10 protein-coding genes are annotated in these 15,898 nt (G+C 72.4%); 7 read left to right on the top strand and 3 right to left on the bottom strand.

The window, feature by feature from the left end; genetic code table 11:
* The first annotated feature begins 179 nt into the window (after positions 1-179).
* Positions 180-3,164, top strand: a complete 2,985-nt coding sequence (locus AC07DW_RS16530; RefSeq protein WP_478858358.1) for a bifunctional [glutamine synthetase] adenylyltransferase/[glutamine synthetase]-adenylyl-L-tyrosine phosphorylase — start codon at positions 180-182, stop codon at positions 3,162-3,164.
* A 97-nt stretch (positions 3,165-3,261) separates the two neighbouring features.
* Here AC07DW_RS16530 and AC07DW_RS16525 read toward each other — a convergent pair whose 3' ends face one another.
* The 3 genes from AC07DW_RS16525 to AC07DW_RS16515 are packed head-to-tail and all read right to left on the bottom strand — an operon-like array spanning position 3,262 to position 7,183.
* A complete protein-coding gene (locus AC07DW_RS16525) occupies positions 3,262-4,170 on the bottom strand; it encodes a phosphatase PAP2 family protein (protein WP_478858357.1) in 909 nt (302 codons plus the stop codon).
* A 36-nt stretch (positions 4,171-4,206) separates the two neighbouring features.
* Positions 4,207-5,277: a LacI family DNA-binding transcriptional regulator gene (locus AC07DW_RS16520; protein ID WP_478858356.1), complete on the bottom strand. Its 1,071-nt coding sequence runs from the start codon at positions 5,275-5,277 to the stop codon at positions 4,207-4,209.
* A gap of 25 nt (positions 5,278-5,302) precedes the next feature.
* Complete coding sequence (locus AC07DW_RS16515; RefSeq protein ID WP_478858355.1) at positions 5,303-7,183, bottom strand: glycoside hydrolase family 13 protein; 1,881 nt, start codon at positions 7,181-7,183, stop codon at positions 5,303-5,305.
* Between the two features lie 349 nt (positions 7,184-7,532).
* Here AC07DW_RS16515 and AC07DW_RS16510 point away from each other — a divergent pair, with 349 nt between their 5' ends.
* The 6 genes from AC07DW_RS16510 (at position 7,533) to AC07DW_RS16485 (ending at position 15,777) form a co-directional block, all read left to right on the top strand.
* On the top strand, positions 7,533-8,807 hold the full coding sequence (locus AC07DW_RS16510) for an extracellular solute-binding protein (protein ID WP_478858354.1): 1,275 nt from the start codon (positions 7,533-7,535) through the stop codon (positions 8,805-8,807).
* Between the two features lie 24 nt (positions 8,808-8,831).
* The gene (locus AC07DW_RS16505) at positions 8,832-9,857 is read left to right on the top strand and encodes a carbohydrate ABC transporter permease (protein ID WP_478858353.1); all 1,026 of its coding nucleotides are present in this window, start codon (positions 8,832-8,834) and stop codon (positions 9,855-9,857) included.
* Entirely contained in the window at positions 9,854-10,723 is an 870-nt protein-coding gene (locus AC07DW_RS16500; RefSeq protein ID WP_478858352.1) for a sugar ABC transporter permease, read from the top strand. The genes AC07DW_RS16505 and AC07DW_RS16500 overlap by 4 nt, the downstream gene beginning before the upstream one ends.
* Before the next feature lie 175 nt (positions 10,724-10,898).
* Positions 10,899-12,551, top strand: coding sequence for a glycoside hydrolase family 13 protein (locus AC07DW_RS16495; protein WP_478858351.1), 1,653 nt, complete (start codon positions 10,899-10,901; stop codon positions 12,549-12,551).
* A complete protein-coding gene (locus AC07DW_RS16490; RefSeq protein WP_478858350.1) occupies positions 12,539-13,621 on the top strand; it encodes a LacI family DNA-binding transcriptional regulator in 1,083 nt (360 codons plus the stop codon). The genes AC07DW_RS16495 and AC07DW_RS16490 overlap by 13 nt, the downstream gene beginning before the upstream one ends.
* 452 nt (positions 13,622-14,073) lie before the next feature.
* A complete protein-coding gene (locus AC07DW_RS16485; RefSeq protein ID WP_478858349.1) occupies positions 14,074-15,777 on the top strand; it encodes a carbohydrate-binding module family 20 domain-containing protein in 1,704 nt (567 codons plus the stop codon).
* Positions 15,778-15,898: the final 121 nt, after the last annotated feature.

The following is a 15,898-nucleotide window of genomic DNA, read 5'->3' as shown; positions in this document are numbered from 1 at the left end:
GATCGGGGTACGGGCCGATAGGCTCGGGAGGACGCGAAGGCGAGTGAGCCGAAGGGGCGCGCGGTGCGTCGAGAGGGAGAACGCGCGGAGGCCGGGAGGTACGAGCGGCCGAGCACGATCGACCGTCGACGGACGCGACCGGCGCCCCGGAGGTGAACCGAGCCTCAGGAAGGGGATCCATGACCGGGCCGGGACGCAGGAGCAGCACCTTCACCCGACTGCTGCGGCACGGCTTCACCGACCCCTCCGCCGCCGAGCGACTCCTCGACCTGCCCGTGCTGTCCGCCGTGCGCGGCGACCCGGTCCTCCTCGACGCGCTCGGCGCCACCGCCGACCCGGACACCGCGCTGCGCGGGCTCGTCCGGCTGGCCGAGGCGCAGGACGACGACGGCCGGCAGCTGCTCGGCACCGTCCTGAGCGCCAAGCCGCTGCGCGACCGGCTGCTCGGCGTGCTCGGCGCCTCCGAGGCGCTGGCCGACCACCTGGCCCGGCACCCGCGCGACTGGGAGGCGCTCGTCACCTACGAGTCGACCGACCTGCACCCGGGTGTCGCGGACTTCGAGCGGGGCCTGGCCGGGGCGACCGATCCCGTGTCGCTCCGCGTGGCCTACCGCCGCTGCCTGCTCGCCATAGCGGCCCGTGACGTGTGCGGCACCACCGATGTCGCGGAGACCGCCGCCGAGCTGGCCGACCTCGCCACGGCCACCCTCCGCAAGGCCATCGCCCTGGCGAGCGCGGCCGCCCCGGAGGACGCGGCGCAGTGCCGGCTCGCGGTGATCGCGATGGGCAAGTGCGGCGGCAACGAGCTGAACTACGTGTCGGACGTGGACGTCATCTTCGTGGGCGAGCCCGTCGACGGCGCCGACGAGGGCAAGGCGCTCCAGGCCGCGACCCGGCTGGCCTCGCACCTGATGCGCATCTGCTCCGAGCAGACGGTGGAGGGCACCATCTGGCCGGTCGACGCCAACCTGCGGCCCGAGGGCAGGAACGGCCCCCTGGTGCGCAGCCTGTCGAGCCACCTCGCCTACTACCAGCGCTGGGCCAAGACGTGGGAGTTCCAGGCACTCCTCAAGGCCCGCCCGGTGGCCGGCGACGAGCGGCTGGGCGCCGCCTACGTCGAGGCCGTCTCACCGCTGGTGTGGCAGGCCGCCGAGCGGGAGAACTTCGTCGCCGACGTACAGAAGATGCGCCGGCGCGTGGTGGACAACATCCCCGTCGCGCACGTCGACCGGGAGCTGAAGCTCGGGCCCGGCGGGCTCAGAGACGTGGAGTTCGCGGTACAGCTGCTCCAGTTGGTGCACGGGCGCAGCGACGCGACCCTGCACAGCGGCACCACTCTCGACGCCCTCAAGGCGCTGGCGGCGGGCGGCTACGTGGGGCGGGCCGACGCCGCGCAGCTCGACGAGGCGTACCGCTTCCTGCGGGCGATGGAGCACCGCATCCAGCTGTTCCGGCTGCGGCGCACGCACCTCGTCCCGGAGGCCGAGGAGGACCTGCGGCGGCTGGGCCGGTCCATGGGGCTGCGCACCGACCCGGTCGCCGCCCTGAACCGGGAGTGGCGGCGGCACGCGGCGGTGGTGCGGCGGCTGCACGAGAAGCTGTTCTACCGGCCGCTGCTGGACGCCGTCGCGCAGCTCACGCCGGGGGAGACCCGGCTGAGCGCCAAGGCCGCCGGGCAGCGGCTGGAGGCGCTGGGGTACGCCGACCCGGCCGCCGCCCTGCGGCATCTGGAGGCCCTGTCGTCGGGCGTCACCCGGAAGGCGGCGATCCAGCGGACGCTGCTGCCGGTGCTGCTCGGCTGGTTCGCCGACTCGGCGGACCCGGACGCGGGCCTGCTGGGCTTCCGCAAGGTGTCGGACGCGCTGGGGAAGACGCCCTGGTACCTGCGGCTGCTGCGGGACGAGGGCGCGGCTGCGGAGAACCTGGCCAGGGTGCTGTCCGCCGGGCGCCTCGCCCCGGACCTGCTGCTGCGCGCCCCGGAGGCGGTCGCCATCCTCGGCGCCCCGGAGGGCCTGCGGCCACGTGGCCGCGACCACCTGGAGCCGGAGATCCTCGCGGCGGTCGGCCGCGCGGCGGACGCCGAACTGGCGGTCGCCGTGGCCCGTGGCGTACGGCGCCGGGAGCTGTTCCGCACCGCCGCCGCCGACATCATCGGCTCGTACGGCACCGAGGACAGCCCCGCCGAGGCCGACCCCGGCGCCCTGGTGGACCGGGTCGGCCAGGCGGTCACGGACCTGAACGCGGCGACCATCGCGGGCGCCCTGCGGGCCGCCGTGCGCGACCAGTGGGGCGACACCCTGCCCACCCGGTTCGCCGTCATCGGCATGGGCCGCTTCGGCGGCCACGAGCAGGGGTACGGTTCCGACGCCGACGTGCTGTTCGTCCACGAGCCGCGCGAGGACGTCGACGAGCAGGAGGCCGCGCGGGCCGCCAACGCGGTGGTCGCCGAGATGCGCCGGCTGCTCCAGCTGCCCACCGCCGACCCGCCGCTGCTCATCGACGCGGACCTGCGCCCCGAGGGCAAGAGCGGCCCGTTGACGCGCACCCTCAAGTCGTACGCGGCCTACTACCGCCGCTGGTCGCTCGGCTGGGAGAGCCAGGCGCTGCTGCGCGCCGAGCCGATGGCCGGCGACCCGGACCTCGGCCGCCGGTTCATCGAACTGGTCGACCCGCTGCGCTACCCCGAGAAGGGCCTGGACGAGGCCGCCGTGCGCGAGATCCGGCGCCTGAAGGCGCGTATGGAGACCGAGCGCCTCCCGCGCGGCGCCGACCCGGCCCTGCACACCAAGCTGGGGCGCGGCGGCCTGTCGGACGTCGAGTGGACCGTCCAGCTCCTCCAGATGCGCCACGGCCACGACGTGCCGGGCCTGCGCACCACCCGCACCCGCCAGGCCCTGACCGCCGCCCGCGACGCGGGTCTGATCGCCGAGCAGGACGCCCGGACGCTGGACGAGGCGTGGGTGCTGGCGACCCGGGTCCGCAACGGCGTGATGCTGGTCCGGGGCCGGGCCGGCGACACCTTCCCGTCCGACGCCCGCGAGCTGGCGGCCGTCGGACGGTACCTGGGGTACGGCCCCGGTCACGTCGGCGAGATGGTCGAGGACTACCGGCGCACGACCCGGCGGGCGCGGGCGGTGGTGGAGGAGCTGTTCTACGGCGGCTGAGGAAGCGGCGCCGTACCGACGGCGCCGTACCCGACGGGCCGTACCCGCCGGGCGCGGCCCCCGGACCGCCGGGCGGGGCCCGGCGGCACGGCAGCGGTCAGCGTCGCGTGGCCGCCGGGACCGGGGTGCCGGTCTCCGTGCCGGGGGCTTCGACGGCTCGCGGTGCCACATGGCGGGCCAGCCGGTGCGGCAGCCTGCCGTACCAGGCGTACGCCAGGGTGTAGCCGAAGGCCAGGCAGATCATGCCGCCCACCGCGTCCAGCCAGAAGTGGTTGGCGGTGGCGACGATGACGACGAGGGTCGCGGTCGGGTAGAGCAGGCCGAGGATCCTCGCCCAGGGCGCCTTGGCCAGGGCGAAGATGGTCAGGCCGCACCACAGCGACCACCCGATGTGCATGGACGGCATCGCGGCGTACTGGTTGGACATGTTCTTCAGGTCGCCGGACGCCATGGAGCCCCACGTCTGGTGCACCAGCACGGTGTCGATGAACTTCTCGGAGGTCATCAGGCGCGGCGGCGCCAGCGGGTACAGGTAGTAGCCGAGCAGGGCGATGCCGGTGGTGGAGAACAGCACCAGGCGGGTGGCGGCGTACCGCCCCGGATGCCACCGGTACAGCCACACCAGGACACCGATGGTGACGATGAAGTGCAGCGTGGCGTAGTAGTAGTTCATGCCCACGATCAGCCACGTCACCGAGTCGACGGCGTGGTTCACGGTCTTCTCGACCGCGATGCCGAGGGAGTGCTCCGCCCGCCAGATCCAGTCGGCGTTGCGCAGCGCCTCGGCCTTCTGCTCCGGCACGGCGTTGCGGATCAGCGAGTACGTCCAGTAGCTCACCGCGATGAGCAGGATCTCGAACCGGATGCGGGGGCGGCGCGGAGCGCGCACCCGCTGCCACACGGTCCGGCTGTCCGCCACGCGGGCCGGACCCTGTTCGATGGGTGATTCCACCGGTGGTGCCGGGGCCTCACGGCCTTCCAGTGTCCTCACAGTCGTGTCACCCATGGGCCAAGAGTCTGCCAGATAGGTCTACTCGGTCGATCATCCGTCAGTCCCGTCCTCATCGCCATCGCTACGCCTTTCGGAGGACCGCTGACCCTGAGGTCCCGAGGCGGTGGAACCGCGGACGACCAGCTCGGGCATGAAGACGAACTCGCTGTGCGGGGCGGGGGTGCCGCCCACCTCCTCCAGCAGGGCCCGCACCGCCGCCTGCCCCATCGCCTGGACGGGCTGGCGGATGGTGGTCAGCGGCGGGTCGGTGAAGGCTATGAGGGGGGAGTCGTCGAAGCCGACGACGGAGACGTCGCGCGGGACGTGCAGGCCCTTCCGGCGGGCGGCCCGGATGGCACCCAGCGCCATCATGTCGCTGGCGCACACGACGGCGGTGCAGCCCCGCTCGATCAGCGCCGTCGCGGCGGCCTGGCCGCCCTCCAGCGTGTACAGCGAGTGCTGGACGAGTTCCTCGCACTGCTCGGGGTCCAGTCCCAGCCGGGCCTGCATGCCGAGCCGGAAGCCCTCGATCTTGCGCAGCACGGGCACGAACCGCTTCGGGCCGACCGCCAGGCCGATCCGGGTGTGCCCGAGGGAGGCGAGGTGGGTGACGGCGAGCTGCATCGCGGCCCGGTCGTCCGGGGACACGAACGGCGCCTGCACCTTGGGGGAGAAACCGTTGATCAGGACGTACGGGACGCCCTGGCCGCGCAGCTGGTCGTAGCGCGTCATGTCGGCGGTGGTGTCGGCGTGCAGTCCGGACACGAAGATGATGCCGGCGACGCCCCGCTCGACGAGCATTTCGGTGAGCTCGTCCTCGGTGGAGCCGCCGGGCGTCTGGGTGGCGAGGACGGGGGTGTACCCCTGGCGGGTCAGCGCCTGGCCGATGACCTGGGCGAGCGCCGGGAAGATGGGGTTGTCCAGTTCGGGGGTTATCAGCCCGACCAGTCCGGCGCTGCGCTGGCGCAGGCGGACCGGGCGTTCGTAGCCCAGGACGTCGAGGGCGGCCAGCACGGACTGGCGGGTGGCCGCCGCCACACCCGGTTTGCCGTTGAGCACGCGGCTGACTGTGGCTTCGCTGACCCCCGCCTGGGCTGCGATGTCGGCTAGCCGCGCGGTCATGGGATGCGACTGTACCGGCCGCACGTCAGCTTGCCCACCAGACGCAGGACTCGGGGGCGAGCAGGACGGTCGGCGCACCGTCGCCGGGGTCCGCCGCGACCGCCGACTCCCGTGCGGGCGGCGGGACTTTGGCCCCGGCGGCGGCGCCCCCGCCGGGCCGGCCGGCGCCGTCGTGGGCGGCGTCCCCGGCCGCTCCGGCACCCCCGGGCACGGCGGCGTCCGGGCCGGTGTCGATGCCGGTGTCGATGCCCGTGCCGGGGCCGGCGGGCGGCGGGACGGTCACCGTGCTCCCGTCACCCGCCGGGGGCACCGGCGTGCTCGCCAGCAGCACCCGGCTGCCCGGGGCGCGCAGGGCCACCGGCCGGTCGGTGAGGTTGACCGTGCACACCAGGTCACCCTGCCACGGGCCGGTGCCCGCGCCCTCCGCGCGCCGGCGGAAGGCCAGCACCCCGTCCGGCGCGGGCAGCCACTCCACCGCGTCGCCCGCGCCGAGCGCCGGGTGGTCGCGGCGCAGCTCCAGCGCGCTGCGGTACAGCTCCAGCGTCGAGTCCGGGTCGCCGGTCTGGGCCTCCACCGACAGCTCGCGCCACGCCGGGGGCTGCGGGAGCCAGCTGCCCCCGGGGCCGAAGCCGTACGAGGGGCCCTCCGCCGTCCACGGGATCGGAACCCGGCACCCGTCGCGCAGTCCGTCCTGGCCGTCGCCCCGCAGGAAGGCCGGGTCCCGGCGCGCCTCGTCGGGCAGCTCCGTGACCTCGGGCAGCCCCAGCTCCTCGCCCTGGTAGACGTACGCCGACCCGGGCAGCGCCAGCATCAGCAGCGCCGCCGCCCGCGCCCGGCGCAGCCCGGTGGCGCCCTCGCCGTACCGGGTGGTGTGGCGGACCACGTCGTGGTTGGACAGCACCCACGTGGTGGGCGCGCCCACGGACGCGGTGGCCCGCAGCGAGTCGTCGATGACCCGCCGCAGCGACGCCGCGTCCCAGGGGCAGTTCAGGAACTGGAAGTTGAACGCCTGGTGCAGCTCGTCGGGGCGTACGTACAGCGCCAGCCGCTCCGCCGACGGCGCCCACGCCTCGGCGACGGCGATGCGCTCGCCCGCATAGGTGTCCAGGAGCCGCCGCCAGGCGCGGTGGATCTCGTGGACGCCGTCCTGGTCGAAGAAGGGAAGCTGCTGGGTGCCGATCAGCCGCGCCTGCTCCCCGTGCCCGATGTCGGGCATCCCGGGCGCCTTGACCATGCCGTGCGCGACGTCGACGCGGAACCCGTCGACCCCGAGGTCCAGCCAGAACCGGAGCACGGAGTCGAACTCGGCCCTGACCTCCTCGTTGTCCCAGTTCAGGTCCGGCTGCTCGGGTGCGAACAGGTGCAGGTACCAGTCGCCGTCCGCCGCGCGGGTCCAGGCCGGGCCGCCGAAGACGGACTCCCAGTCGTTGGGCGGCAGCGCCCCGTCCGGCCCCTTGCCGGGGCGGAAGTGGTAGCGCTCGCGCCCCGTGCCGGCGAGCGCCTCGCGGAACCAGGGGTGCTGGTCGGAGGTGTGGTTGGGCACGATGTCGACGATCACCCGCAGCCCCAGCCCGTGGGCCGTGCGCACCAGGTCGTCCGCGTCCGCGAGGGTGCCGAAGAGCGGGTCGACGGCGCGGTAGTCGGCCACGTCGTAGCCGCCGTCGGCCTGGGGCGAGGCGTAGAAGGGGGTGAGCCACACCGCGTCCGCGCCCAGCCGGGCCAGGTGGGGGAGCCGCTCGCGGGCCCCCCGCAGGTCGCCGACGCCGTCGCCGTCGCTGTCGGCGAAGGACCGGACGTACACCTGGTAGATGACGGCGTCGCGCCACCACCCCGGACGGTCGCCGGAAGAGCTTGCACGGCGCAGATCCTCCGGCGCCTGGACGGACGAGGTCAGCTCGTGGGCCATGTGCGGTGTCCCTCTCGGTGGGCCGGGATGGGGGCTACGTACATCTAACGAGGTGGCAGCGGCGTTGAAACGGTCCTGCAAGGGCTTACGAAAAGGCTTGCAGAGGTCGCCGGGGCCGCGCAAGCCCGCCCCACACCGCCTGTCAAGCGATCCGTCGGCAACTGTAGGGACACATGGATGTAACGATCAGCCCGCCTTGCAGAAATTTGCCGCAAGGTCTTTCGGCGCGTTTTCATCCCTGTTACGTTCCTGGCAACCCGGCGCGCCGCGAGGGAGCGGTCTGCAGGAGGCACGCGATCCAGTCTTGTGATCCGCCTTCGTCTTTCCGGGATCAGTTGAAGGAGTTCACATGCGGCGTGGCATAGCGGCCACCGCGCTGGTCGCGGCCCTCGGTCTGACTACGGCGGCGTGCGGAGGCGACGGCGACAACCAGGGCGGGACCAACAGCTCTGGCGAGCTGTCCGGCACCGTCACCTTCTGGGACACCTCGAACGAGGCCGAGAAGGCGACGTACCAGTCCCTGGCCGAGGGCTTCACCAAGCTGCACCCCAAGGTCAAGGTCAAGTACGTCAACGTGCCCTTCGGCGAGGCCAACGCCAAGTTCAAGAACGCGGCCGGCGGCAACTCGGGCGCCCCCGACGTGATGCGCACCGAGGTCGCCTGGGTCGCCGACTTCGCCAGCCTCGGATACCTCGCCCCGCTCGACGGCACCCGCGCCATCGAGAACCAGGGCGACTGGCTGCCGCAGGCCGCCGCGAGCACCAAGTTCGACGACAAGACCTACGCGGTCCCGCAGGTCATCGACACCATGGCCCTCTTCTACAACAAGAAGATGCTCAAGGACGCCGGTGCCGAGGTCCCCACGACCCTGGAGGCCCTGAAGGACGCGTCGGCCAAGGTCAGCAAGAAGTGGCCCGGCAAGACCGGCCTCTACCTGCGCGGCGACGACCCGTACTGGTTCCTGTCCTTCCTGTACGGCGAGGGCGGCGACATGGTCGACGCCAAGGGCAAGAAGATCACCATCGACGACCCGTCGGGCGTCAGGGCGTACAAGACCATCAAGGACCTGGTCGACTCGAAGGCGGCGATCACCGACGCCTCCGACGGCTGGAACAACATGCAGAACGCCTTCAAGTCCGGCAAGGTCGCGATGATGCTCAACGGCCCGTGGGCCATCGCCGACTCGCGCGCCGGTGCCGAGTTCAAGGACCCGAAGAACCTGGGCATCGCGCCCGTCCCGGCCGGCAGCGCCGGACAGGGCTCCCCGCAGGGCGGCTGGAACCTGTCCGTCTACGCCGGGTCCAAGAACCTCGACGCGTCCTACGAGTTCGCGAAGTACATGAGCTCCGCGAAGGTCCAGCAGACGACCACCGAGAAGCTCAGCCTGCTGCCCACCCGCCTGTCGGTGTACACCAAGCCGAGCGTGTCGGGCAACGAGATGGTCCAGTTCTTCAAGCCGGCCGTCGACAAGGCCGTCGAGCGCCCCTGGATCCCGCAGGGCAACGCCCTCTTCGAGCCGATCCGCCTCCAGATGGCCAACGTCCTGGGCGGCAAGACCACTCCGGAGAAGGCCGCCCAGGAGACGGGCGACGCCTACCGCAAGATGCTCAAGGACTACAAGTAAGCAGTGGGAAGGGCTGACCGACCAATGGCTGTCGAGACCAGCCAGTCGGTGGCGAAGGCCGCGGGCGCCAGGAGCGCCCGCGGCCGCGGCCACCGCACTGACAACACCCCCGGTTCCCCGGGGCCGGGCCGCCTGCGCCGGGCGCTGAGCACCCACTGGTACGCCTGGAGCATGGTCGCTCCGGTGGTGGCCGTGATCGGCGTGATCATCGGTTACCCGTTGGTGCGCGGCGTCTACCTGTCGCTGACGGACGCCAACGAGGCCAACGTCGAGCGCACCATCGGCATCAACCACATCCCGGCGACGTACGAGTTCGTCGGCCTGGAGAACTACAAGGCCGTCCTCACCGACAACGTCTTCTGGGACCGGCTCGGCTGGACCGTGGTCTGGACCGTCAGCTGTGTCGCCCTGTCCTTCACCCTCGGCCTGGTGCTGGCCACCATGCTCAACCGCAGGATCAAGGGCCGCACCTTCTACCGCATGGCCCTCATCCTGCCGTGGGCCGTCCCGGCCTTCGTCTCCGTCTTCACCTGGCGGCTGCTGTTCAACGAGCGCAGCGGCCTGTTCAACAAGCTCCTCACCGGCGGCGGCATCGACGCGATCTCCTGGCTGAACGACCCCACCTGGGCCAAGGTCTCCGTCATCGCCGTCAACGTCTGGCTCGGCGTGCCCTTCATGCTCGTCGCCATGCTGGGCGGCCTCCAGTCCATCCCCGGCGAGCTGTACGAGGCCGCCGAGATGGACGGCGCGACCCCCTGGCAGCGGTTCCGCCACATCACGCTGCCCGGGCTGCGCCCGGTGTCCGGCACGGTGATCCTGCTCAGCTCCATCTGGACCTTCAACATGTTCCCGGTGATCTTCCTGCTCACCCGGGGCGGGCCGGGCGACGCCACCGAGATCCTGGTGACGTACGCCTACAAGCTCTCGTTCGTCGTCAGCCCCCGCGACTTCGCGGGATCGGCCGCCTGGGGCGTACTGATCCTGGCGCTCCTGTCGCTCTTCGCGGTGGCCTACCGCCGCGCGCTCCGCAAGCAGGGAGACATGTGGTGAGCACCCACCCGCAGACCGCACCCACGCGCAAGGTACGGGCCCGGGGCGAGCGTTCCCCGCTCGCCTCCGCGGGGCTGCACCTGACGCTGCTCGTCGCCACCCTCGTCGCGGTCTTCCCCCCGCTGTGGCTGGTGATCACGTCCTTCAAGCCGAAGACCGACGCCTTCGACACCTCGGTGATCAAGAACTTCACGCTCGGCAACTACGGCCACGTCGTCTCCGACACCCAGTTCCTGGCCTGGCTCGGCAACTCGCTGGTCGTGGTCGGCATCACCACCGTCGTCGGCGTCTTCATCTCCGCCACCACCGGCTACGCCGTCAGCCGCTTCCGCTTCCCGGGCCTGCGGCCCCTGATGTGGCTGCTGCTGATCACCCAGATGTTCCCGGTCGCGGTCCTGATCGTGCCGCTGTACAACCTGCTGGCCTCGCTGGGCATGCTCAACCAGCCGGTCGGCCTGGTCATCACGTACCTCACCGTCGCCGTGCCGTTCTGCGCCTGGATGATGAAGGGGTACTTCGACGGGATCCCCGCCGAGATCGACGAGGCGGGGCGGGTCGACGGCCTCAGCCCGTTCGGCACCTTCTGGCGGCTGATCATGCCGCTGGCCAAGCCCGGACTGGCCGTCACCGCGTTCTACACGTTCATCACCGGCTGGGGCGAGGTCGCCTACGCGTCCGCGTTCATGACGGGCGAGGAGAACCTCACCCTCGCCGGCGGTCTGCAGACCTTCGTGAACCAGTACACGGCCGACTGGGGTTCGCTGACCGCCGCGGCCGTACTGATCGCCGCGCCCGCCGCGGTCGTCTTCGGCCTCGTCCAGCGCCACCTGGTCTCCGGCCTGACGGCCGGTGCCACCAAGTCGTAGGGAACACGGCGGACGACGCGTGTCACGCCCACCCCGCGCCCGGACACGTCCCGCGCGGGGGCGGGCCGCACGCCGTCCCGACGCCCGCTCCCGCCACCCGGTCCGCGGCGCCTGCCCGGCCCGACGCTCGCGTCGGGGACAGGCGGCCGCTCCACTCCTCCACTCCAGGGAAGACATGACCCAGCACCTCGCTGCCCCCGCCGCCCCCGCCACCGGCACGCACACGGGCTGGTGGAGAGACGCGGTGATCTACCAGGTCTATCCGCGCAGCTTCGCCGACGGCAACGGCGACGGCATGGGCGACCTGGAAGGCATCCGCAGCCGGCTGCCGTACCTGAAGGACCTCGGCGTCGACGCCGTCTGGCTCAGCCCCTTCTACGCCTCCCCGCAGGCCGACGCCGGGTACGACGTCGCCGACTACCGCGCCATCGACCCCATGTTCGGCAACCTGCTCGACGCCGACGCGCTGATCCGCGAGGCCCACGAGCTGGGCCTGCGCATCATCGTCGACCTGGTGCCCAACCACTCCTCCGACCAGCACGAGTGGTTCCAGCGCGCGCTGCGCGAGGGCCCCGGCTCACCGCTGCGCGAGCGCTACCACTTCCGCCCCGGCCGCGGCGCCGACGGCTCCGAGCCCCCGAACGACTGGGAGTCCATCTTCGGCGGCCCGGCGTGGACCCGCGTCGAGGACGGCGAGTGGTACCTGCACCTGTTCGCGCCCGAGCAGCCCGACTTCAACTGGGAACACCCCGCCGTACGCGACGAGTTCCGCTCCATCCTGCGCTTCTGGCTGGACATGGGCGTCGACGGCTTCCGCGTGGACGTCGCCCACGGTCTGGTCAAGGCGGCCGGACTGCCCGACATCGGCGCCCACGACCAGCTCAAGCTGCTCGGAAACGATGTCATGCCGTTCTTCGACCAGGACGGCGTCCACGAGATCTACCGCAGCTGGCGCCGGGTACTGGAGGAGTACGACGGGGAACGCGTCCTCGTCGCCGAGGCCTGGACCCCGACCGTGGAGCGCACCGCGAACTACGTGCGCCCCGACGAGATGCACCAGGCGTTCAACTTCCAGTACCTCGGCACCCACTGGGACGCCGCCGAGCTGCGCCGGGTCATCGACGCGTCGCTGGCGGCGATGCGCCCCGTCGGCGCCCCCACCACCTGGGTGCTGTCCAACCACGACGTGACCCGGCACGCCACCCGGTTCGCCAACCCGCCCGGTCTCGGCACCCAGCTGCGCACCCCCGGCGACCGCGAGCTCGGGCTGCGCCGGGCGCGGGCGGCCACGCTGCTGATGCTGGCGCTGCCCGGCTCCGCGTACGTCTACCAGGGCGAGGAGCTCGGCCTGCCGGACGTCACCGACCTGCCCGACGAGGTGCGCCAGGACCCGTCGTTCTTCCGGGCGACCGGCCAGGACGGCTTCCGCGACGGCTGCCGGGTGCCGATCCCGTGGACGGTGGAGGGCTCCTCGTACGGCTTCGGCAGCGGCGGCAGCTGGCTGCCCCAGCCGGCCTCCTGGGGGCCCTTGAGCGTCGAGGCCCAGACCGGCGACCCGGGCTCCACGCTGGAGCTGTACCGCAGCGCGTTGGCCGTGCGCCGCGAGCAGCCCGGGCTGGGCGCGGGCGACGGCGTGGAGTGGCTGGACGCGCCCGAGGGCGTGCTGGCCTTCCGGCGCGGCGCCTTCGTGTGCCACGCCAACACCACGGGCCGCGCCGTGCGGATGGCGGTGCCCGGCCGGATGCTGCTCGCCAGCGCGCAGGTGCGCACCAGCGTGGACGGCACCGCCGAGTTGCCCGCCGACTCCACCGTCTGGTGGGCGGTGTGACGATCCTGTCGCCCCGCGGCGACGCACGGACCGAGCCGCGGGGCGACGGAGGAGGGGGCGCCCCGCGGCTCGCGGACATCGCCGCGCAGGCCGGCGTCAGCGAGGCCACGGTCAGCCGGGTCCTGAACGGCAAGGCGGGCGTCGCCGGGCCGACCAGGACCCGGGTGCTGGCCGCCCTGGACGTGCTCGGTTACGAGCGGCCGGTGCGGCTCAAACGGCGCAGCGCCGGCCTGGTGGGCCTGGTCATCCCGGAGCTGACCAACCCCATCTTCCCGGCGTTCGCCCAGGTCATCGAGCAGGTGCTGGCGGGGCACGGCTATACGCCCGTGCTGTGCACCCAGATGCCGGGCGGCGCCACCGAGGACGAGCTGGTCGAGCAGCTGGAGGAGCGCGGCGTCACCGGCATCGTGTTCCTCTCGGGGCTGCACGCCGACACCAGCGCCGACCCGTCCCGGTACGTCGGACTGGCGAGCCGGGGCGTGCCGTTCGTCCTGATCAACGGCTACAACGAGCACATCGACGCCCACTTCGTCTCGCCCGACGACCGGTCGGCCGCCCGCATGGCGGTGCGGCACCTCGTCGAGCTGGGGCACGAGCGGATCGGGCTGGCCATCGGGCCGACCCGGTACGTTCCCTCGCGGCGCAAGGCCGAGGGGTTCACGGCCGCGCTGCGCACCCTGCTCGGGGTCGGCCCCGAGGAGGCGCGACGGCGCGTCCAGCAGACCCTCTTCGGGGTCGAGGGCGGGCACGCGGCGGCCGGGGTGCTGCTGGACCAGGGCTGCACGGGGATCGTGTGCGCCAGCGACCTGATGGCGCTGGGCGCCATCCGGGCGGTGCGCGGGCGGGGGCTCGACGTGCCGCGTGACGTGTCGGTGGTCGGCTTCGACGACTCGCCGCTGATCGCGTTCACGGACCCGCCGCTGACGACGGTGCGCCAGCCGGTGCAGGCCATGGCCACGGCGGCGGTGGACGCGTTGCTGGAGGAGATCGACGGCAACCCGGTGCAGCGAACGGAGTTCGTCTTCCAGCCGGAGCTGGTGGTGCGCGGCTCCACCGCCCAGCGCAGGTGAACGTCCCCGGGGTGCGCGGGCCGAACGGGTGAGGGGGCCCGGGGCCTGCCCGTGATCGGGCGCGGCGGGGTCTTCATCGGCCCCGGGCCTCCCGGCTTGCGACGCCGTCCGGTCCCGGTCGGGAACCGGACGGCGTGCCCGGTCCGGCCGGCCGGGCGCGTGGGGCCCGGGGTTACGGGACCCCCGGCCGACCGGACCGGAGTCGTGGCTGAACGTAACACCACTGCAAGTGCTTGCGAAAGGTCTTGCAGTTGTGGGGTCCAACGGATTTCGCCCGTGTGAACCGCGTGTGTCCAAGGGGTTGACCGCGTCGCGGGGGACTCGTACGGTCACGACCGAAAACTGTTGCTGCTCTCTTGCAGCAAGAAGATTCACAGGGCCTTGCGGGCATGGCGCGTTGCCGCACGAGGCTGCACCGTCGCAACCGCACCTCCCATTCCCCAGGAGGAAACATGGCCAGAAAGATCGTGGCCGCCGCACTCGCCCTCGCGGCGGGAGCCGCGATGGCCGTCACGGCGCCCCCCACGCCCGCCCGGGCCGCCGCGCCCGGCGACAAGGACGTCACCGCCGTGATGTTCGAGTGGACCTTCGCCTCGGTGGCCAAGGCGTGCACCGGCACCCTCGGCCCGGCCGGGTACGGATACGTCCAGGTGTCCCCGCCGCAGGAGCACATCCAGGGCGCCCAGTGGTGGACCTCGTACCAGCCCGTCAGCTACCGCATCGCCGGCCGCCTGGGCGACCGGGCGGCCTTCCAGTCCATGGTGAACACCTGCCACGGCGCGGGCGTCAAGGTCGTCGTCGACACCGTCATCAACCACATGGCGGCGGGCAACGGCACCGGGACCGGCGGCTCGTCGTACACCAAGTACGGCTACCCCGGCCTGTACTCCTCGCCCGACATGAACGACTGCACCGCGCAGATCACCAACTACCAGGACCGCGCCAACGTCCAGAACTGCGAACTCGTCGGCCTCGCCGACCTGGACACCGGCGAGGAGTACGTCCGCACCAGGATCGCCGGCTATATGAACGACCTGCTGACGCTCGGTGTCGACGGCTTCCGCATCGACGCCGCCAAGCACATGCCGGCCGGTGACCTCGCCGCCATCAAGGCCAAGCTCACCAACCCTGGCGTGTACTGGAAGCAGGAGGCGATACACGGAGCCGGTGAGGCCGTCTCGCCCGGCGAGTACCTCGGCAACGGCGACGTCCAGGAGTTCCGCTACGCCCGCGACCTCAAGCGCGTCTTCCTCGGTGAGAACCTCGCCCACCTCAAGAACTTCGGCGAGGCGTGGGGCTACATGGAGTCCGGCAAGTCCGGCGTCTTCGTCGACAACCACGACACCGAGCGCGGCGGCGACACCCTGAACTACAAGAACGGCTCCGCCTACACGCTGGCCAACGTCTTCATGCTGGCCTGGCCGTACGGCTCCCCGGACGTCCACTCCGGCTACGAGTGGACCGACAAGGACGCCGGGCCGCCCAGCGGCGGGAACGTGAGCGCCTGCTACAGCGACGGCTGGAAGTGCCAGCACGCCTGGCGCGAGATCGCCTCCATGGTCGCCCTCCGGAACGTGGCCCGCGGTCAGGGTGTCACGAACTGGTGGGACAACGGCGGCGACCAGATCGCCTTCGGGCGCGGCACCAAGGCGTACGTCGCCCTCAACCACGAGACGTCCGCGCTCACCCGCACGTTCCAGACGTCGCTGCCCGCCGGTGACTACTGCGACGTCCAGAACAACCGGCCCGTCACGGTCGACGGCTCCGGCCGGTTCACGGCGACGCTGGGCGCCGGTACGGCCGTGGCGCTGCACGCCGGGGCACGCACGTGCGGTGCCGGGTCCACGACGCCGCCGCCCGCCGCCACCGGCGCGTCCTTCGCGGTCAACGCCACCACCGCCCCCGGCGAGAACATCCACGTGACCGGGAACCAGGCCGCCCTGGGCAACTGGAACCCGGCCGGCGCGCCCAAGCTGGATCCGGCGGCCTACCCGGTGTGGAAGCTCGACGTGACGCTCCCCGCCGGAACGTCCTTCGAGTACAAGTACGTCCGCAAGGACGCCGCCGGGAACGTGACCTGGGAATCCGGTGCGAACCGCACCGCCACCGTCCCGGCCTCCGGGACGGTCACCCTGAACGACACCTTCCGCCCCTGACCCCGGGCGTCCCTCCCGCGGCCGGCAACCGCCGAGCCGCGGGAACCCCGGCCCGGCCCCCGGCACCAGCGACCCCCCCGACCGTCCGCCCCACCGGCCGCCCCGCGCCCACCCGGGCCCG

Source organism: Streptomyces sp. NPDC045701 (genome assembly GCF_056432045.1).
Note: the sequence above shows the minus strand (reverse complement) of the source record. Positions and strands in the feature narration are given on the sequence as shown.